This window comes from Flavobacterium solisilvae (genome assembly GCF_012911605.1).
Taxonomy (GTDB): Bacteria; Bacteroidota; Bacteroidia; order Flavobacteriales; family Flavobacteriaceae; genus Flavobacterium; species Flavobacterium solisilvae.
In genome coordinates this window covers 369,096-389,757 of sequence record NZ_JAAMPT010000209.1, presented here as the reverse complement: position 1 = coordinate 389,757, position 20,662 = coordinate 369,096, and the positions used below count along the sequence as shown (strand labels likewise).

The following is a 20,662-nucleotide window of genomic DNA, read 5'->3' as shown; positions in this document are numbered from 1 at the left end:
AAATTAAAAAAAACGGTTTAAATAGTATATAAAATTACTATTTGAAATAATAAATAAGAAATGGGAAGAGCATTTGAATTTAGAAAAGCACGTAAAATGAAACGTTGGTCAGCAATGGCAAAAACGTTTACACGTATTGGAAAAGACATTGTAATGGCGGTGAAAGAAGGTGGAGCAAATCCAGAAACCAACTCACGTCTTAGAGCAGTTATCCAAAACGCAAAAGCGGCAAACATGCCGAAAGATAACGTAGAACGTGCCATTAAAAAAGCATCTGATAAAGATACCGCTAACTTTAAAGAAGTACTTTTTGAAGGTTATGCACCACACGGAATTGCGATTTTAATCGAAACTGCTACCGATAATAACAATAGAACTGTTGCCAACATTAGAAGTTATTTCAACAAATGTAACGGAACAATGGGAACGCAAGGTTCGGTTGAATTCATGTTTGATCATACTTGTAATTTCCGTATTCCAGCCGAAGGTCAAGATGTTGAAGAACTTGAATTGGAAATGATTGATTTTGGTGTAGAAGAAATTTTTGCTGATGAAGATGGAATTGTAATGTATGCTCCGTTTGAAAGCTTTGGTTCTATTCAAAAAGAATTAGAAAATAGAAACATTGAGATTTTATCTTCAGGTTTTGAGCGTATTCCTCAAATTACAAAAGAGTTAACTCCAGAACAAATTGCGGATGTAGAAAAACTTTTAGAAAAAATTGAAGAAGATGAGGATGTGATGAACGTATATCACACAATGCAGGAATAACATATTCAATATTAGATTTTAGATATTAAATTTGCGCCAAGAGAAATCTTGGCTTTTTTTTTATAAAAAATGCTATTGACAAAAAAAAACCACTCAAAATTGAGTGGTTTTCTTCTTCTATTAATTTTAAAATCTATTTAATAAATTCAACTTTTTGAACTTCTTCGGCATTGATGCTATCAAAGAAACCCTGTTCGTTCATCCAATCATCGCTGAATACTTTACTCATGTATCGTGAACCGTGATCAGGGAAAATTGCAATAACATTACTGTTTTCGTTAAATTCGCCTTCTTCTGCATATTGCTTGATGGCTTGCATTACAGCTCCAGAAGTATAACCTACAAATAAACCTTCTTTTTTAGCGATTTCTCTTGTAGTGTGAGCACTTTCTTCATCAGTTACTTTCATGAAATTATCAATAACGTCAAAATCTGTTGCGGTTGGAATTAGGTTTTTACCCAAACCTTCTATTCGGTAGGGATAAATTTCTTCGGCGTCAAACTCTCTAGTTTCGTGGTATTTTTTCAATACTGAACCAAATGCATCCACTCCTAGAATTCTAATATTTGGATTTTTTTCTTTTAAGAATTTTGCTGCTCCCGAAATCGTTCCACCTGTTCCGCTACATGCGATTAAGTGAGTGATTTTTCCATTGGTTTGTTCCCAAATTTCTGGACCAGTTGTTTTATAATGAGCATCAACATTTAATTGGTTAAAATATTGATTAATGTAAACCGAACCTTTAGTTTCTTCGTGTAAACGTTTTGCTACATTATAATAAGAACGCTCATCATCGGCAGAAACGTGAGCTGGACAAACATATACTTTTGCTCCTAGCGAACGCAACATATCGATTTTGTCCTTTGAAGATTTTGAACTCACTGCCAAAATACAATTGTAACCTTTGATGATACTTACCATTGCTAAACTAAATCCTGTGTTACCAGAAGTAGTTTCAATAATAGTATCGCCAGGAGTTAAAATTCCTTGTCTTTCGGCTTCTTCAATAATATATAATGCTATTCTGTCTTTAGTAGAATGACCTGGGTTGAAAGCTTCAACTTTGGCATAAAAATTTCCTTGTAAAGATTCTGTGATTTTGTTCAGTTTAATTAAAGGTGTGTTCCCTATTAAACTTAGTACATTATCGTGAGCTTTTATATTTTCTTCCATAAAATAAATTAGTCAAGGCAAAAAGAAGACACTATTTCAGTCTTCAAAACATTGCAAATTTAATAAAAATATTTTAACTATCTTTTTATTCCTTCTAAATCTAACAAAAAACTGAATTCTTTGGCGATTTCTTTAAGCGATTCAAACCTTCCCGATGCTCCGCCATGACCAGCTTCCATGTTAGTATCAAGGTATAATTGCTTATCATTTGTTTTTAGTGTTCTTAATTTAGCAATCCATTTTGCTGGCTCCCAATATTGTACTTGCGAGTCGTGTAAACCTGTTGCAATATAAATATTTGGATAATCCTGTGCCACTACATTATCGTAAGGTGAATAGGACAACATATAGTTGTAATATTTTTTTACATTAGGATTTCCCCATTCGTCATATTCTCCAGTTGTCAACGGAATGCTGTCATCTAACATAGTTGTTACCACATCTACAAACGGCACTTGTGCGATTACTCCGTTATACAAATTTGGTGCCATGTTTAGAATTGCACCCATCAATAATCCGCCAGCAGAACCACCTTCGGCATATAAATGTTCGGTTGATGTATATTTTTCGGCAATAACAAATTTAGAACAATCGATAAAATCAGTAAACGTGTTTTTCTTTTTCAATAATTTTCCATCTTCATACCATTGACGACCTAAATCTTCTCCACCGCGAACATGTGCAATGGCATAAATAAATCCTCTATCCAAAAGCGAGAGTCGAACGGTTGAAAAATAGCAATCCATCGTTACACCATAGGAACCATAAGCATAAAGCAACAAAGGATTTTTGCCGTTTTTCTTCATTCCTTTTTTATAAATCATCGAAATTGGCACTTTGGTTCCGTCAATTGCGGTTGCCCAAATGCGTTCTTCTTTATAATTGTTTTTATCAAATGTTCCGCCCAAAACTTCTTGTTCTTTCAAGATAGTTTTCTCTTTGGTTTTCATGTTAAAATCAACAAGCGATGATGGCGTTGCCAATGATTGAAAGCTATATCTTAAAATTTCGGTGTCAAAATCGAGATTGGTTGTGGTATAAGCCGAATACGTTTCGCTATTAAAAGGTAAATAATATTCTTTGTTGGTTTTCCAATGAATTATTCTGATTTTATTTAATCCTTCAGAACGCTCAGAAACCACCAAATAATCTCTAAAAATATCAATATCTTCGAGCAAAACATCTTCTCTATGCGGAATTTCATCAATCCAGTTGTCTTTAGAAGTTTTGTCTTCGGGCGTTTTCATCAACTTGAAATTGGTTGCCTCATCTTTATTGGTAATGATATAAAAATGGTCTTCAAAATGCGACACCGAATATTCTAAACCACGCGTTCGTTTTTGAAATACTTTAAATTTTCCATCGGGTTTGGAAGCCAATAACAATCGATATTCAGTTGTCATTGTACTATCGGACTGAATTAGAATGTATTTTCTTGACTTCGATTTAAAAACGCTAACGTCAAATGTTTCGTCTTTTTCGTGATAAACCAAAATATCATCGGCTGGATTTGAATCGAGTTTATGTTTGTAAATTTTATCGGAACGAAGCGTTACATCGTCTTTTCTAGAATAAAATAAGGTTTGATTATCGCTTGCCCAAGTTGAACTTCCTGTTGTATTTTCAATTTTAGTGGGTAGAATTTCATTGGTTACTAAATTCTTAATTTGAATGGTATATTGTCGTCTGGAAACGGTATCAATTCCAAAAGCAATCCATTGATTATCATCGCTTACACTTAAACCTGTCATTTGAAAATAAGCATGACCTTTTGCCATTTCGTTACAATCAAACAGAATTTCTTCGGGAGAATTTAAGTTTTCTTTTTTTCGGGCATAAATAGGATAATCTTTTCCTTTTTCAAATCGGGTGATGTAGAAATAACCGTTGTAAAAATAAGGAACCGATTGGTCGTCTTCCTTAATTCTAGCTTTCATTTCTTCGAATAAAGCTGTCTGAAATTCCTTTGTATGAGCCGTAGATTGCTGATAATATTCGTTTTCTTGGTTTAAATACTCAATCACTTCAGGATTTTCTCTTTCGTTTAACCAATAATAATTATCGGTTCGAATGTGTCCATGTTTTTCGAGTTGCTTTGGAATTATTTTCGCTTTTGGCGGCTGAATGGAATTTGACATTTATTTTGAAATGAATTTAATGTACAAAAATAAGTACTCGTGAAAGTAAATATTTTATTTTAACAATTAGTTATAAACTTAGAAATTAACAAAAAACACTATTTTTGTCTTAAACAATTAATTCCTATAAAAATGTTTGGAGACATGATGAACATGATGGGTAAACTGAAAGAAACCCAACAAAAAATTGAAGCGACAAAACAACGTCTTGATACTGTTTTGATTGACGAAAAAAGTAATGATGGTTTGCTTGAAGTAACGCTTACTGCCAACCGAAAAATTAAATCGATTTCTATAGACGAAAGTTTGCTAGAAGACAAAGAACAACTGGAAGATTATTTGATTTTGGTACTTAACAAAGCGATTGAACGCGCTACCAATGTAAACGAAGCCGAATTGGCAGCTGTTGCCAAAGAAGGAATGCCAAATATTCCTGGAATGGATTTGTTTAAATAAACTTAAAAACCAGTAAATCAAATAGTTTACTGGTTTTTTTTAGAATTTTATCTTCTCCAAAGCATCAATCACATATTCGTGCATGACTTGTTTGTAATCCAAATGGGTAACCATTCGCAAGGTATTTTTTGCCATCAAACTAATTCCAATTCGTTTTTGTTTTAGTTTTTCGATAACCAATTTATCATCAATTCCATCGTTTACTGAGAAAATAACAATATTGGTTTCAACAGGTTCAACAGTTTTTACCCAACTCAAGCCAGACAAGACTTTACCCAATTCCTTTGCGCGTTTGTGATCTTCTTCTAGCCTATTGATATTGTTATGCAAAGCATAAATTCCGGCTGCGGCTAAATAACCCGATTGACGCATATTGCCGCCAAAAATCTTTCGAATTCGAAGTGCTCGATGAATAGTTTCCGCATCAGAAACTAAAACCGAACCAACCGGACAACCCAAACCTTTTGAGAAACAAACCGAAATGGTGTCAAACAACGCTCCAAACTGTTTAGGATGTTGCTTTTTGGCCATCATAGCGTTCCAAAGTCGAGCGCCATCCAAATGGTATTTCAAATTATTTTCAACACAAACTTGCTTTATTTTTTGCAATTCTTCCAAGTCATAACAAGCTCCACCGCCTTTGTTGGTTGTATTTTCAATACCAACCATTTTTGATAATGGCGCATGATAAAACTCTGGATCATTAATTCCGTTTTCTACTTGTTCTGCCGTAATCATTCCTCTATTTCCGTCCAACAAATTAAAATTGACACCGCTATTAAACGACGCTCCGCCAGCTTCATACAAGTGAATATGCGACCATTTGTCACAAATAATCTGGTCACCAGGATTGGTATTTAATTTAATCGCCGTTTGATTAGCCATTGTTCCCGAAGGAAAAAACAATGCCGCTTCCATTCCAAATAAATCCGCTACAATTCGCTCAAATTCATTCACTGTTGGATCTTGCTTAAAAACGTCATCACCTACTTTTGCCATAAACATTGCTTTCAACATTTCCGCCGAAGGTTTAGTAACCGTGTCGCTAATCAAATTAATTTCCATATTCAGAATTCTTGTCTTACTTTCGCAATAATATTATTTAGGAGCTGATTCCCGCTATTCGTTACAATCTTTTTATTGCTTTGTCACCCTGAGCACATTCGAAGGGCAGTTTTGTGAAGCAATAAAAAGGATTTCCACTTCTATCGGGGCTAAAACCAGCAGTAAAAAAACGCAAAACTACATTATTTATGACAAATACCGAACAAATAAAAGGTATTGTAGAACGCCTTGGTGCGTTGAGGAGGTATCTTTGACATTGATGCCAAGCTAATTGAAATTACCAACGAGGAAGAAAAAACTTTTGCGCCCGACTTTTGGAATAATGCAAAAGAAGCCGAAATTATTGTAAAAAACCTGCGTTCGAAGAAAAAATGGGTAGAAGATTTTGAAAAAGGAGAAAACCTTTGCGAAGAACTTCAAATAACCTATGAATTCTTTAAAGAAGGTGAAGCTACTGAAGAAGAACTGGATAGTCAATATGAATTAACCAATACACATATTGAAAATCTGGAATTCAAAAACATGCTTTCTGATGAAGGCGACAGTTTAAGTGCTGTATTGCAAATTACGGCTGGAGCTGGCGGAACCGAAAGTTGTGATTGGGCTTCTATGTTGATGCGAATGTACTTAATGTGGGCAGAAAGTCAAGGTTACAAAGTAAAAGAACTAAACTTTCAAGAAGGCGACGTTGCCGGAATAAAAACCGTTACACTAGAAATTGAAGGCGATTATGCTTTTGGTTACTTAAAAGGTGAAAATGGTGTTCATCGATTGGTTCGTATTTCACCATTTGATAGTAATGCGAAACGACATACTTCGTTTGCCTCAGTTTATGTTTATCCATTAGTTGATGATACTATCGAAATAGAAATCAATCCTGCCGATATTGAAATCATTACTTCCCGTTCGAGCGGAGCTGGTGGACAAAACGTAAATAAAGTTGAAACCAAAGTACAATTGTTTCACAAACCCACAGGAATTCAAATTCAATGTTCGGAAACACGTTCGCAGCAAGATAACCGTCAACGAGCGATGCAAATGTTGAAATCGCAATTGTATGAAATTGAGCTAAAAAAACAACAAGCACAACGTAGCGATATTGAAGCTGGAAAAATGAAAATTGAATGGGGTTCACAAATTCGTAACTACGTTATGCATCCTTATAAATTAGTAAAAGATGTAAGAACTAGTTATGAAACCAGCGATGTTGAAGGTGTTATGAATGGTGAAATCGATGAGTTTTTAAAGGCTTACTTGATGATGATGGGACAAAAAGAAGAGTAACACATTAAATATAGTACTATACCATAAACTGTGTAAGTAGAAAAAATAATGGGGTTTTAAAACCCCATTATTTTTTTGTTTAATTTTAAATTTTACACAGTCTTATGAAAAAAGAAGATTTATTATCGGATGAATTCTTAAAGCAATTCAAAACAGGCGAAGACCTAAATGGCTTTCTTGCCCAACTACAAAAACGTGGATTAGAAGCTATCTTAAACGGTGAACTCGATGCTCATTTAGGATATGATAAGCATGAAAAATCAACTACCTCTAACTCAAGGAATGGTTATTCCAGTAAAAAAGTAAAAACCTCTTTTGGTGAATCGGAAATTCAAGTTCCTAGAGACAGAGAAGCTTCTTTTAATCCTATGATTGTTCCAAAAAGGCAAAACATGGTAGATGGATTAGAGAACGTAATTGTCTCCTTATATGCCAAAGGAATGAGTGTTAGTGATATTGAAGAACAGATTAGAGAAGTATATAATTTTGACATTTCTACATCAACGATATCACGTATAACAGAATCAGTAGCCAGTGATATTATAGCCTGGCAAAATCGTCCATTAGATCCTGTTTATTTAATTGTTTGGATGGATGGTATCGTATTTAAAGTTCGCGAGAGTTCAAAGGTTATAAACAAGACTATTTATCTAGCAGTTGGTCTTAATAGAGATGGTAAAAAAGAAGTTCTTGGTATGTGGTTAGGAAAGAATGAAAGTGCTAGTTTTTGGTTAGGTGTATTAACTGATTTAAAAGCCAGAGGTGTTGAAGATATCTTAATTACAGCAACTGATAATCTAAACGGATTTACTCAAACTATTAAAAATGTATTCCCTGAATCACAAACTCAAATCTGTGTAGTTCATCAAATTAGAAATTCTGCTCGTTATGTGGTTTGGAAGGATAAGAAGGAATTTTCAAAAGACATGAAGCAAATTTATAATGCTCCAACTAAACAGGCTGCCAAAGGAGCTTTAGAAGATTTTGCCAATAAATGGAACCATAAATATCCTTATGCGGTAAAATCTTGGGAAGAAAACTGGGAAGAATTAACTGTATTTTTTGACTTTCCAATAGAAATCAGAAAAATAATTTACACCACTAATTTAATCGAAAATCTTAATGGTAAGATTAGAAAGTACACCAAAAATAAATTATCGTTCCCAACGGATGATGCTGTTTTAAAATCCGTATATTTGGCTCTTAGAGAAGCAACCAAAAAATGGTCAATGCCAATCCAAAATTGGGGATTAATTCTCAATCAGTTCTTAACTATATTTGAAAAAAGGGTTCAACTTTAATTAAAAAAGTCAAACCCCATTATTTTTAACTTACACACTTTTTAGGATAGTGTCTTAAATATCAGTCTGTTTTAAAATTACAGTAAACTTTGATTAATTACTAAAAAATTAATCCTATATTTGCAACGAGGATTCTGAAAAGAAGTTACACCTCACCACAATAGTCGATCGCTCCAGGTCGACTTTTGTATTTTTATAGCATAGCATTTCATAAAAAAAGCCGATAACATGTATCAGCTTTTCCTATTATTTTTTCTTCTTTTTAGATTTTGACTTTTTCTTTTCTTTAGCTTTTTGCTTTGCTTTTTTAATTTTTTCCTTCTTTTTCTTTTTCTCTTTCGCTTTTTTGGCTCTAAGCTTTTCTTTTTCCTTCACTTTTTTCTTTTTCTGTTTTTCCTTTGCTTTAGCTTTAGCCTTTTCCTTAGCTTTTTTAGACTTTATCTTTTTAGCAATGGCTGCAGCTTCTTCTAAAATATCCGATTGAGAAATAACTTCGGCATCAGTATTTTCAACAACTGGCTGGTTTTCTTCCACTACATCATTGGCTTCTTCCACAACAGGTTGAACAACTTTAGTCGTTCTTCTTCTGGTTGGTTTTGGTTTTGCTTCTGTTTCTGATGTTTCAGTGTTTGGAACTTCATTTGTAGTAATCACTTCTTTAACAGTTTCTGAAACTTCGCTGGTTTGTGTTGGTTTTCTTTTAATCATAAGAATAGAAATTGATAAACAAATGTATTATATAAAACGATACTCCAATGTTAAGTTTTCATTTTGAGTAAAAACTTAACATTGGAGTATATTTTGTTCTTCTGTTTGTAAAAATTAAATTCCGATTTCTACTTGAAAACGCAAATACCAATTGTTTTTTGTAGTTCCATCGGCAAAATTTAATTTATCAAAATTCAATTCGGTTTGAAGTTTGAACGCATGTTCCCAAATGTATTTGGTTACACCAATGGAATATTGTCTGGTATTTGGTGCCAAAGTACGAATGTCATCGGCTACATTTTGAACCGAATAACGTGCAATAAATTCATAGTTGGATTTTGTACAGTAACTCGCTTGATAATCAAATCCGTTTCCAACATAAGCAAAACTGGTTTCTGTTATATCATCAGGATTGAACGTTACCGCATTTTCATTGGTAGTTCTAGACATATAACTCATCATCGCAGCCCAACCGTTATACTTAAACATGGCATCAAGCATAACTGATTTCATCGTTCGTGTATCAAATAAATCATTACCTAATTGACCTTGTGTTCTTCTCGCATGATTATTTTGCTGAAATGCTCCCGACAACATCAATTTTGGTTTCTTTTCGCGAACAACATCGCCTTCAAAATAAGTTCCGTCTTTGGAAAACGCACCAAATGGAAAGGCTTCAACTTTTCCGGTAACAGCAACGCCATCATCGGGTTTTTCGGTGCTGTTTCGTCCTTCACCAGTAGAAACTGCAGCTTTAAAATTATAAGAGAATTTATCTTTGAATTCATTCAAATTGTGAACTTGAAAACCAAAATCTCTATCAATCGTAAATCGAGCATTATTAATTGTTCTATCGGTCAATTGCAAACCTCCAGAAGAGTTCACACGCTGACGATTTCCTGGTAATTTTGTTTGCCCAAAACTAATGTTGAAATTCTTATTTGGACGATAGAAAATCACTGCATCACGAATGATATTGATGTTTTCACCATCGCGAATTTCACCTACATCGCCTGGCGCAAAAGATAATTGTAATGCGTATAAAAATTTTGGACTTCCTACATAACCATCGAAACGCAATCGCAAACGACGAATTTGTGCATCATAACCACCATTTTCGTCATCGTTTTTAATATAGCTTACCCTATTCTGCATTCTAAAGCGAATGTTTAATTGAAAAATGCTATCAGGAGAAGTCATTCCGATACCTTTTCCAAAATTATAATAAGGTAATACAGAAAGCTTTACATCATTATCGTCTTTGGTTTGCTTGATAGTAACCTGTGAAGTTCCGATAAAGGATATAAAGAATAAACTTAGTAATAGTATTTTCTTCATTCTGAATTTGTATAATTAGTTAGTGTTGTTTACAAAAATTTGACGTTTTCTAAATGATTTAATAACAAACGTAAATAAGTTACAAAAAAAGCCAACCATAACAGTTGGCTTGATAATGTATCAAAATATTATAAAAATAATTTTAGTAGATAATAAGTTAACGCTGCTAATACCGCAGAAACAGGAATAGTTAAAATCCAAGCCCACAATAGTTTTACGGTTACACCCCAACGAACAGCAGAAACTCTCTTGGTAACTCCTACTCCAATGATTGACCCTGTAATGGTATGCGTTGTTGATACTGGAATTTTAAAATGTTCTGTTGAAAACAAAGTCAACGCTCCAGCCGATTCTGCCACAACGCCTTCAAAAGCGGTAACTTTTGTGATTTTGGAACCCATAGTTTTTACAATTTTCCATCCACCGCTTAAAGTTCCTAATGCAATCACTGTATAACACGTTAATGGAATCCAACCTGGCATTGTACCTTTGTCAATATCGATGTGTAAGTCAAGAATTCCTCCAATAGATAATTCAGCATCTGGATTTAATTTTACATAAACCATTACTGCTGCAGCAATAATTCCCATTACTTTTTGAGAATCATTTCCACCATGTCCCAAACTAAATGCTGCTGATGATAATAACTGCATTTTCTTTAGAACTTTTTCAGCTGTAGCTGTTGAAAAACTGCTAAATAGCAAATTGAATGTTGCCAAACTATAGAAAATAATAGCAACCAAAAACCATTTGATATTATGTGGTTCACTAATAAAATACCAAAATTTATTATGAAACATTGCTTTTTCTGGAACGTAATCAAATTTTAAAACCGTGCTCAAAAACCATAAAACTAATAGCATCAATACTACAGTTAAAACTTTTGGCCATTTATTTTTCTTTGATGAATACATTAACCAAAGCGAAATAAAATAGGAAATTATCATTCCTAATAATGGAGCAAAGACAATAAATAAAATTACAATCATTACTCCAGATGGCAATAATTCACCTTCTTTGGCATCTTTTAACCAGTTTACAATTTTAAAACCATAATCTTCCACAGGAACATTGGCATCATAAAAACCGTGTGCAATTGCTGCTCCAGCAAAACCACCAATTAAAGTATGAGAAGAAGAAGACGGAATTCCTTTCCACCAAGTCAATAAATTCCAAATAATTGCAGCAATAACTCCGGCAAGAATAACGACCAAATCAATACTACTAGTATGGGCAGTTTTGGCAACCGTATCGGCAACACCAAATCCAAAAACCCAATACGCCATGAAATTGAAAACCGCTGCCCAAAGAACCGCTTGAAAAGGTGTTAAAACCTTAGTTGCCACAATTGTAGCAATTGAATTGGCTGCATCATGAAAACCATTGATGTAATCAAAAACAAGTGCTAAAAAAATGATGACAATTAATAATGTAAAATCCATAAATAATGTTTAATTTTTAAAGATTAATTATGAATGTTTTACAGAAATTTGTTCCATTACGTTAGAAACACTTTTACATTTATCTGATGCAGATTCTAAGGCAGAAAGTACTTCTTTGTATTTAATGATGTTTTTTACATCCGTTTCGTTCTCAAAAATATCAGCAACTGCTTTATCAAAAACTGAATCGGCTTTGCTTTCCAGTTTGTTGATTTTTTTACAAGTATCTTTAATCGCTTTATGATCTTTCATATCTTTCAATTCCTTGATACCAACTTGTATCAACTGACATGCTTCAACGTTAATTTCGGTTAATTTTCTAATAGACTTTGTAATTTTATCTACTTGATACAAACGCATTCTGCTTGCTGCTCCATGCATAAAATCAGCTACATTATCCATTGCCTTTACCAAAGCATAAATATCTTCTCGATCAAACGGAGTAATAAAATTTCTACTTAACTCTAAGTGTGTTTTATGAGTGATTTCTTCAAGTGTTGCCTCAAGTTCTTCTACTTTTTTGAAATACTCTTCACGCTCTACTTTTGGCGCGTTTACTGCTTCATGCAAAGTTTCTGCTAATAAAACTAAATTAGATGCTGCTTGTTCAAAAAGTGGGAAGAATTTTTTATCTTTTGGAACTAAAAACTGGAAGATGTTGTTTAATGTCATGATGTTAAAAATTTGATGCAAATGTATTACTCTAATGTTAAGTGAATATTAAATATATATTGATCATTTTGACTGAAATTTACAATTTGTTAACATTAAAAAATCAGACATAAATCTGTATAATTTTTGGCTTTGAAAACGTTTTCGTAGATTAGCAACCCAAATAAAAACAACAACAATATATTTTACAAATGGATATCAACTTCAATAAAAACGAAGATCATAACAGACTTTTATTATCAGATTTAAAACAGCGTTTTGCCAAAGTAAAACTTGGCGGCGGTGAAAAACGTATCGAAAAACTTCATGCCGAAGGCAAAATGACCGCTCGTGAACGTATTGATTATCTGCTTGATGAAAAAGCAAAAAGTATCGAAATTGGTGCTTTTGTTGGCGACGGAATGTATGCCGAACACGGTGGTTGTCCATCTGGTGGTGTTGTAGTAAAAATGGGTTATATCAAAGGAAAACAATGTATTGTTGTTGCCAATGATGCTACAGTAAAAGCTGGCGCATGGTTTCCAATTACAGGAAAGAAAAATCTTCGCGCGCAAGAAATTGCCATGGAAAATCGTTTACCAATTATTTATTTAGTCGATTCTGCTGGAGTTTATTTGCCAATGCAAGACGAAATTTTCCCTGATAAAGAACATTTCGGTCGTATTTTTAGAAATAACGCCATCATGTCGAGTATGGGAATTACCCAAATTGCTGCTGTTATGGGAAGTTGTGTTGCTGGTGGTGCTTATTTGCCAATCATGAGTGATGAAGCGATGATTGTAGATAAAACAGGAAGTATATTTCTTGCTGGAAGTTATTTGGTCAAAGCTGCTATTGGAGAAAACATTGACAACGAAACACTTGGCGGAGCAACTACGCATTGCGAAATTTCAGGTGTAACCGATTATAAAGCCAAAGACGATAAAGATGCTTTGGACAGAATAAAAAGTATTGTTGGAAAAATTGGTGATTATGAAAAAGCAGGTTTCAACCGTGAAAAACCTGAAAAACCTGCATTGGAAGAAAAAGATATCTACGGAATTTTACCAAAATCACGTTCAGATCAATACGATATGATGGAAATCATCAAACGATTGGTTGATAACTCCGAAATGGATATGTACAAACCTGATTATGGAAAATCGATTATTACTTGTTATGCGAGAATTGACGGTTGGGCTGTTGGAATTGTTGCCAATCAACGTACAGTTTCTAAAACCAAAAAAGGCGAAATTGAATTTGGAGGCGTAATTTATTCCAGTTCTGCCGATAAAGCCACACGATTTATTGCAAACTGTAACCAAAAGAAAATTCCGTTGGTTTTTCTTCAAGACGTAACTGGATTTATGGTTGGAAGTAAATCGGAACACGGCGGAATTATAAAAGATGGAGCCAAAATGGTGAATGCGGTTTCTAATTCGGTTGTTCCAAAATTTACGGTTGTTGTTGGAAATTCTTATGGTGCCGGAAATTATGCCATGTGTGGAAAAGCATACGACCCAAGATTGATATTTGCTTGGCCAAGTGCCGAACTTGCCGTAATGGGTGGAACACAAGCAGCCAAAGTTTTAGCACAAATTGAAGCTTCTTCCTTAAAAGCCAAAGGAGAAATTGTGGATGAAGTGAAAGAACAAGAACTGTTTGATAAAATCAAAGCACGATATGATGCGCAAGTTTCTCCTTATTACGCTGCGGCAAGACTTTGGACCGATGCAATTATCGATCCATTAGAAACCCGAACTTGGATTTCTATGGGAATTGAAGCTGCCAATCATGCTCCAATTGAAAAAAAATTTAATTTAGGAGTTATACAGGTTTAAATTATTATAAATTATGAGATTTTCTGAACGAAATGGTTTTAAACCAATTAAAGAGCAACTTCAAATTGAAAATATTGATATCGATTTAAAAAATTCCATTTGGTCACTTTTTTTAGAATCATATCTAAAAAAAATTGAACAGTATAATTATAATTCAAATGAAAATAAATTGCTTAAATACTGCTATGAACTATGGTTGAATTTTTTTAAAATACCAATCGATAAAGCTCCTGTGTATTCAAGTAGTGGTAGAACTTATGTAAATGAAGAAGTTTTTTTTAAGTTCATTAGAGATTTTTTCTTTTCCAATTCTACTATGTGGTATGAAATATATGATTTGATTGAATACTCATCAAAATATTTTACTCCAGAAACAATTATTACATTTAATAAAATTTTTGAAAGAGAAAAGTCGGCTTACAGATTCATAGATAATAAAATTATAGCAATTACTTCAAAAGAAGAGATTGAAGAAATTGAAGAAGCCATAGCTGGTAACACAATTTTTAATTCAGTCAATGATCATCTAAAAGCAGCCACAAATATTTTATCTGAGAAAAACAATCCTATTTACAGAAATAGTATTAAAGAGTCTATTTCTGCTGTTGAATCATTGTGTAAAATCTATACTAATAATGACAAAGCTACTCTAGGTGAAACTCTTAGCATCTTAGAAAAAAACAATCAACTCCATCCTGCATTAAAAAAATCTATATCTTCTTTGTATGGTTATGCTAGTGATGGAGCAGGAATAAGACATGGATTAAAAGAAGATGATATAGTCATTGATTTTCATGAGGCAAAATTCATTCTGGTCGTTTGTGTTTCCTTTATTAATTATTTAAAAAGTAAAATGATTTGATTTAATTGGATTATTTCACTCATTTCAAACCAACATCTCCACTATTCCATTACCATAAAAATTTCCCTTTCCGTTTTATTACAAACCAAAATTACAGAAAACAAAGACAATTATAGCATTAAAGTATATTTTTTTGTAATTTTGGAATCATATAAAAAATGAACTCCACTTGAAAGAATTCCTAGATTATATCCTTATTGATTATGACAATTTTACTATTAAGGTATATACTTTGATACAATTATTTGTAGTTTTTATTGTTGTAAAAGTAGTGTTGTTACTTGTAAAAACCGGAATTAATAAAAGTTCAACTTTTGATATAGCAAAAAAATATTCAGTCTATCAACTAATAAAATATGTTGCTTATACACTTACTCTAATTTCTTTTTTACATATACTTGGTTTCAACGTTTCTTACTTACTCCTTGGTTCTTCAGCGCTTTTAGTTGGTTTGGGTTTTGGATTACAAAATTTATTTAGCGACTTTATTTCGGGAATAATTCTGTTAATAGATTCAAGTGTAAAAGTTGGGGATGTAATTGAAGTTGATGGATTAATTGGTCAAGTGGTTCAAATCGATTTTAGAACTACTATGGTAATCACAAGAGATGATAAATATATAATTGTTCCCAATACTGATTTAACAAAAAATCAATTAGTCAACTGGACTCACAATGACGTTTTATCTCGATTTGAAATTAAAGTTGGCGTAGGTTATAACTCTGATATAAATCTAGTTATAAAATTATTAAATGATGCAGTAGAAAGTCATAATGCAGTAGAAAAAAGCAAAAAACCTGTCATACGTTTTAGTGATTTTGGAGAATCATCACTTGATTTTACAGTGCTTTTTTGGTCTAGCGAAGTTTTTAGAATTGAAAATGTAAAAAGTGATATTCGAATTAAAATATTTGAACTTTTCAAAATCAATAATATTGAAATTCCTTTTCCTCAAAGAGTAATTCACAAAATAGATTAAGTAAATCATCTTTTGCTAATTCAGTACTAAAATAAATGAATTCATCTCTTTTTCAACTTTTTCCAAAATCTATTTTAACAGAAAAGATTCCTGAAAAATTCACCTTTCCGTTTTATTATGAACCGCACGAATTAAGCAGAATTGCAGCAAAAGAACTGCAAAATTATTTGGAAACCCAAACCGATTTTGAGCATAATTTTGGTTTAGACGAAAAACAAAAAGGCCTGCAAATTGGAAAAATGTTTGGCGTTTTGGTCGCTCAAAATCAAAATGGCGAACTCGGTTATCTTTGGGCTTTTTCGGGGAAATTAGCCGAAAGCAATCATCACCCAAAGTTTGTTCCAACGGTTTATGATATGCTGGACGACAATGGTTATTTCAAAAAAGAAGAAGTCATTCTCAATCAATACAATGCTGAAATCGAAGCTTTGGAACAAAACCAGGACTATTTATCGGCCATTCAATATTTGGAACAAACTAAATTCCAAGCAGAAAAAGAAATTACTGCTCAAAAAGAAAAAATAAAACTCGGGAAAAAACTTCGGGCTGAAAAAAGACAAACGGCAACGCTTGAACAACTCGAACAATTCAACAAAGAAAGTCAAGACGAAGGTATTTTGCTCAAAAAAATGACGCAATATTGGAATTATAAATTGGAAGAAGCTAAACAAAATTTAGAGCAGTTCACCAATAAAATCAACCTATTAAAAGAAGAACGAAAAGAAAAATCGGCTGCGTTACAACAACAACTTTTTACCGAATATGCTTTTCTGAATAAAAACAAAGAACTCAAAAGTTTAGCCGAAATCTTTAACGGAAATCCGCCGGCTGGTTCAGGTGAATGTGCTGCGCCAAAATTATTGCATTATGCGTTTCAACATAATTTAAAACCTATCGCTATGGCGGAATTTTGGTGGGGAAAATCGCCAAAATCCGAAGTTAGAAAACATAAACAGTTTTATCCAGCTTGCATGGGCAAATGCGAACCAATTTTAAAACACATGCTAAGTGGCATTGAAACCGATGAAAATCCGTTTGAAATCAATCCAGCTGATGGAAAAGAACTTGAAATCATATTTGAAGACGAACACATTATTGCGGTAAACAAACCCGCCGAATTTCTATCGGTTCCGGGAAAACAAATTACCGATTCAGTACAAACCCGAATTCAATCAAAATATCCTAATGCTATGATTGTCCATCGATTAGACATGTCAACTTCAGGTATTATTTTGATTGGAAAAAACTTTGAAAGCTATAAAAATCTGCAATCACAATTCATCAAACGAAAAGTAAAAAAACGTTACGTTGCGTTACTTGACGGAATTTTAACAGCAAAAGAAGGAACAATTGAATTGCCACTTCGCGTGGATTTAGACAATCGTCCCAATCAAGTTGTATGTTTCGAACATGGAAAACCTGCAAAAACCGAGTGGAAAACCATCGAAATTCGTAACAATCAAACCTTGGTTCACTTCCACCCGATTACCGGACGAACGCATCAACTACGTGTTCACGCGGCGCACAATTTAGGATTGAATTGTCCAATTGTTGGTGACGATTTATATGGAACCAAAGCCAATCGTTTGCATCTTCACGCTGAAAGTATTACATTTATTCATCCTTTTTCAAAAGAAGAAATGACAATTCAGGTAGAAATTGATTTTTTTAAATAGATAAAACCAACGATTATGCTTAATAAAATAATAACTTTTTTTGATTTAAGTAATGGTGAAGAAATCAAAGAAAAAGTTTTGGAACAAGTCAAGTCAAACATCTCATTTAGAGGTTCTAATCTATGGATTTTGGCTTGTGCAATAGTTATTGCTTCTGTAGGTTTAAATGTCAATTCGACCGCAGTAATTATTGGTGCAATGCTAATTTCGCCATTAATGGGACCAATTGTTGGCGCTGGTTTTAGTCTTGGAACTTTTGATTTTCCTTTGTTCAAAAAATCCATTAAAAACTTAATAATTGCCACCGTTGTTAGTTTAATCGTTTCAACTTTGTACTTTTTTTTAAGTCCATTTAAAGAAACGCAATCCGAATTATTAGCACGAACTTCACCAAATATTTATGATGTTTTAATTGCTTTTTTTGGTGGATTAGTTGGTGTAATTGCCATTACCAGAGTTGAAAAAGGCAATCCAATTCCAGGTGTAGCTATTGCAACAGCTTTAATGCCGCCATTGTGTACCGCAGGTTATGGTTTGGCTATTGGTAATTTTTCATTCTTTTTTGGCGCGATTTATTTATACACCATAAACTGCGTTTTTATTTGCATAGCGACTTTTGCAATTGTAAAATATTTAAAGTATCCATCTTCGCAAAATTTCTCAAATAAAGTATCAGAAAATCGAGTGAAACAAATTATTTATGGATTGATTTTAGTAATGATTATTCCAAGTGTTTTCTTTGCAAATCAATTATTTCAAGAAAAAAAATTCATTTTAAAAGCTAATAATTTCATTGAAACAGAATTTACCCAAAAAGGATTAACTCTTATCTATAAACATCTTAATTCAAAATCTAATCCAAAAAGTATTGAAGTAGCTTTTTTGAGTAAAAAATACAATTCTGATGAACTCAACCAATTAAAATCCAATTTACCTGAATATGGATTAAATAATACTAATTTAATCATCAGACAAGATACTACCGATTTGAAAAAGAGTATTTTAAACGAAATCAATAAGGACAAGTCTAAACAAAATCAAAAAGATGTTCTCATTGCTAATCTCGAAAAGAAAATTAAAGACAATAACTATAATAATAACGAAATCTTAAGTGAACTTAAAATACTTTTTCCCAAGATAAAAAGCATTTCTATTGCTAATCATCATTTTTTTGAAAATACAGATAGCTTAAAAATTGTTCCAATAATGATTTATAAAAGTGTTCCTAATTTATCGGAAGACGAAAAAACAAAGATGCAGTCATGGTTGAACAAAAGATTGAATAAAAATAATCTAAGAATAATCGCTGAATAATATTTTATGAAATATCTCCTTTTAATTGTTACTGCATTTTTTACAGTCACACAAACTTCTGCGCAAACGTATACTAGAAAAGATAGTCTTCATGGCGGATTGCGTTTTGAAAGAACTTGTTTTGATGTTCTGGAGTATGATTTGAATATTAAAATTAATCCTGATGAAAAGTACATTTCGGGTTCAAATTGGATTACTTTTAAAGTTGTTGAAAATACAAAACGAATTCAAGTCGATTTATTTGAAAATATGAAAGTGGATAGCATTTTTATTCTCAACAAACCTATTAAATATCTCGCACTTGACTCTATTCATTTGCCAGCAAAAAAATTGAACTATCAAAGAGAATATAATACAGTTTTTGTAGATTTTCCAGAAGAATTAGAAAAAGGCTCAACAGAACACCTTGCTTTTTACTATTCAGGAAAACCATTAGAAGCAAAAAATGCTCCTTGGGATGGTGGTTTTGTATTTTCAAAAGACAAAGCAGGAAAACCTTTTATTGGCGTTGCCGTTCAAGGAACTGGAGCAAGTTTATGGTATCCTTGTAAAGATTCACAAAGTGACGAACCCGATTTTGGCGCAAGCATAAAAGTTGCTGTTCCCAATGGTTTAATGAATGTTTCCAACGGAAGATTTATAGGTTCGGAAAAACTTGAAAATAACTTTACCCGTTGGGATTGGGAAGTAAATAATCCGATAAATAATTACTGCATTACTCTGAACATTGGCGATTATGTTCACATTCACGATAATTACAAAGGATTGGATTTGGATTATTATGTTTTAAGTTACAACGAAGAAAAAGCCAGAAAGCATTTTGAAGAAGTAAAACCGATGATGGATTGTTTTCAAAGTAAATTTGGCGAATATCCATTCAAAGATGATGGTTATAAATTAGTTGAAACTCCTTATTTAGGTATGGAACACCAAAGTGCTGTAGCTTATGGAAATAAATATCTAAAAGGTTATCTTGGAAGTGATTTATCGGGAACTGGTGTTGGACTTCTTTTTGACTTTATTACCATTCACGAAAGCGGTCACGAATGGTTTGGTAATAGCATTACTTCCAAAGATATTGCCGACATGTGGATACACGAAGGATTTACACAATATTCTGAAATTGTGTTTATCGAATGTGAATTTGGTTATGAAAAAGCCATGCAATATGCAAACGGTTTGAGACAAAACGTAAAAAACGACAAACCTATAATTGGAAACTACGGTGTTAATAGTGAAGGTTCAGGCGATATGTATCCAAAAGGTGCATTGCTATTAAATACATTACGCCATGTAATAAATAATGATGAAAAATGGTGGAAATTACTTTTAGATTATTCCACAACTTTTAAACACAAAATAATCGATACCGAAACTGTTATTGCCTTTTTCAATAAAGAAAGCGGAATGGATTTGACCTCAATTTTCAATCAGTATTTGCGTCACACTTCTATTCCAAAATTGGAATATAAAATCACAAAAAATCGTCTGGAATTCAAATGGAAAACTGATGAAACTAATTTTTCTATGCCAATTGACATTAAAATAAACGGAAAATCTAAACGAATTTATCCAGTAAACGCTTGGGTTAAATCAGATTTTAAAGTGAAAGCAAGTGATAAAATAGAAGTTAGTCCAAATTTTTATATCATAAAAAATTAG

At 32.9% G+C, this 20,662-nt stretch carries 17 protein-coding genes; 10 read left to right on the top strand and 7 right to left on the bottom strand.

Annotated elements, in window-relative coordinates; genetic code table 11:
* The first annotated feature begins 60 nt into the window (after positions 1-60).
* Positions 61-771 carry a YebC/PmpR family DNA-binding transcriptional regulator gene (locus tag G6042_RS14075; RefSeq protein WP_169525077.1) on the top strand — a complete coding sequence of 237 codons (711 nt, stop codon included), beginning with the start codon at positions 61-63 and terminating at the stop codon, positions 769-771.
* A gap of 133 nt (positions 772-904) precedes the next feature.
* Here the strand turns inward: G6042_RS14075 and G6042_RS14070 are convergent, their stop codons facing one another.
* Together G6042_RS14070 and G6042_RS14065 are read right to left on the bottom strand one after the other, a co-directional pair.
* Positions 905-1,945: a PLP-dependent cysteine synthase family protein gene (locus tag G6042_RS14070; protein ID WP_169525076.1), complete on the bottom strand. Its 1,041-nt coding sequence runs from the start codon at positions 1,943-1,945 to the stop codon at positions 905-907.
* 77 nt (positions 1,946-2,022) lie between these two features.
* Positions 2,023-4,083 (bottom strand): S9 family peptidase, encoded by a 2,061-nt coding sequence (locus tag G6042_RS14065; protein WP_169525075.1) that lies wholly within the window; start codon positions 4,081-4,083, stop codon positions 2,023-2,025.
* A 132-nt stretch (positions 4,084-4,215) separates the two neighbouring features.
* Between G6042_RS14065 and G6042_RS14060 the strand changes: the two genes are divergently transcribed.
* Positions 4,216-4,539, top strand: a complete 324-nt coding sequence (locus tag G6042_RS14060) for a YbaB/EbfC family nucleoid-associated protein (protein WP_169525074.1) — start codon at positions 4,216-4,218, stop codon at positions 4,537-4,539.
* Between the two features lie 39 nt (positions 4,540-4,578).
* Here G6042_RS14060 and G6042_RS14055 read toward each other — a convergent pair whose 3' ends face one another.
* Entirely contained in the window at positions 4,579-5,604 is a 1,026-nt protein-coding gene (locus tag G6042_RS14055) for a threonine aldolase family protein (RefSeq protein WP_169525073.1), read from the bottom strand.
* Between the two features lie 188 nt (positions 5,605-5,792).
* On the opposite strand from G6042_RS14055, the gene prfB reads away from it, so the two are divergent.
* Together prfB and G6042_RS14045 are read left to right on the top strand one after the other, a co-directional pair.
* Positions 5,793-6,888 (top strand): peptide chain release factor 2 gene (gene prfB, locus G6042_RS14050; protein ID WP_169525072.1). Its coding sequence is split into 2 segments (ribosomal slippage): positions 5,793-5,855 and positions 5,857-6,888, totalling 1,095 coding nucleotides; the frame shifts between segments, so codons are not numbered across the junction.
* Between the two features lie 104 nt (positions 6,889-6,992).
* On the top strand, positions 6,993-8,189 hold the full coding sequence (locus G6042_RS14045; RefSeq protein ID WP_169525071.1) for an IS256 family transposase: 1,197 nt from the start codon (positions 6,993-6,995) through the stop codon (positions 8,187-8,189).
* 246 nt (positions 8,190-8,435) lie between these two features.
* Here the strand turns inward: G6042_RS14045 and G6042_RS14040 are convergent, their stop codons facing one another.
* The 4 genes from G6042_RS14040 to G6042_RS14025 all read right to left on the bottom strand — a co-directional run bounded on the left by G6042_RS14040 (position 8,436) and on the right by G6042_RS14025 (position 12,349).
* Entirely contained in the window at positions 8,436-8,897 is a 462-nt protein-coding gene (locus tag G6042_RS14040; RefSeq protein ID WP_169525070.1) for a hypothetical protein, read from the bottom strand.
* Between the two features lie 114 nt (positions 8,898-9,011).
* Positions 9,012-10,235, bottom strand: a complete 1,224-nt coding sequence (locus G6042_RS14035) for a porin (RefSeq protein ID WP_169525069.1) — start codon at positions 10,233-10,235, stop codon at positions 9,012-9,014.
* A gap of 128 nt (positions 10,236-10,363) precedes the next feature.
* A complete protein-coding gene (locus tag G6042_RS14030; protein ID WP_169525068.1) occupies positions 10,364-11,677 on the bottom strand; it encodes an inorganic phosphate transporter in 1,314 nt (437 codons plus the stop codon).
* Positions 11,678-11,704: 27 nt separating this feature from the next.
* Positions 11,705-12,349, bottom strand: a complete 645-nt coding sequence (locus G6042_RS14025) for a DUF47 domain-containing protein (RefSeq protein ID WP_169525067.1) — start codon at positions 12,347-12,349, stop codon at positions 11,705-11,707.
* Positions 12,350-12,540: 191 nt separating this feature from the next.
* Between G6042_RS14025 and G6042_RS14020 the strand changes: the two genes are divergently transcribed.
* From G6042_RS14020 to G6042_RS13995, 6 genes are all read left to right on the top strand, one after another.
* The gene (locus tag G6042_RS14020) at positions 12,541-14,169 is read left to right on the top strand and encodes an acyl-CoA carboxylase subunit beta (RefSeq protein WP_169525066.1); all 1,629 of its coding nucleotides are present in this window, start codon (positions 12,541-12,543) and stop codon (positions 14,167-14,169) included.
* Between the two features lie 13 nt (positions 14,170-14,182).
* Positions 14,183-15,031, top strand: a complete 849-nt coding sequence (locus G6042_RS14015; RefSeq protein ID WP_169525065.1) for an AbiJ-NTD4 domain-containing protein — start codon at positions 14,183-14,185, stop codon at positions 15,029-15,031.
* Between the two features lie 169 nt (positions 15,032-15,200).
* Positions 15,201-16,010, top strand: a complete 810-nt coding sequence (locus G6042_RS14010; protein ID WP_169525064.1) for a mechanosensitive ion channel family protein — start codon at positions 15,201-15,203, stop codon at positions 16,008-16,010.
* 35 nt (positions 16,011-16,045) lie between these two features.
* A complete protein-coding gene (locus G6042_RS14005) occupies positions 16,046-17,686 on the top strand; it encodes a pseudouridine synthase (protein WP_169525063.1) in 1,641 nt (546 codons plus the stop codon).
* A 15-nt stretch (positions 17,687-17,701) separates the two neighbouring features.
* Positions 17,702-19,000, top strand: a complete 1,299-nt coding sequence (locus tag G6042_RS14000) for a TIGR00341 family protein (RefSeq protein WP_169525062.1) — start codon at positions 17,702-17,704, stop codon at positions 18,998-19,000.
* Positions 19,001-19,006: 6 nt separating this feature from the next.
* Positions 19,007-20,662, top strand: a complete 1,656-nt coding sequence (locus tag G6042_RS13995) for a M1 family metallopeptidase (protein WP_169525061.1) — start codon at positions 19,007-19,009, stop codon at positions 20,660-20,662.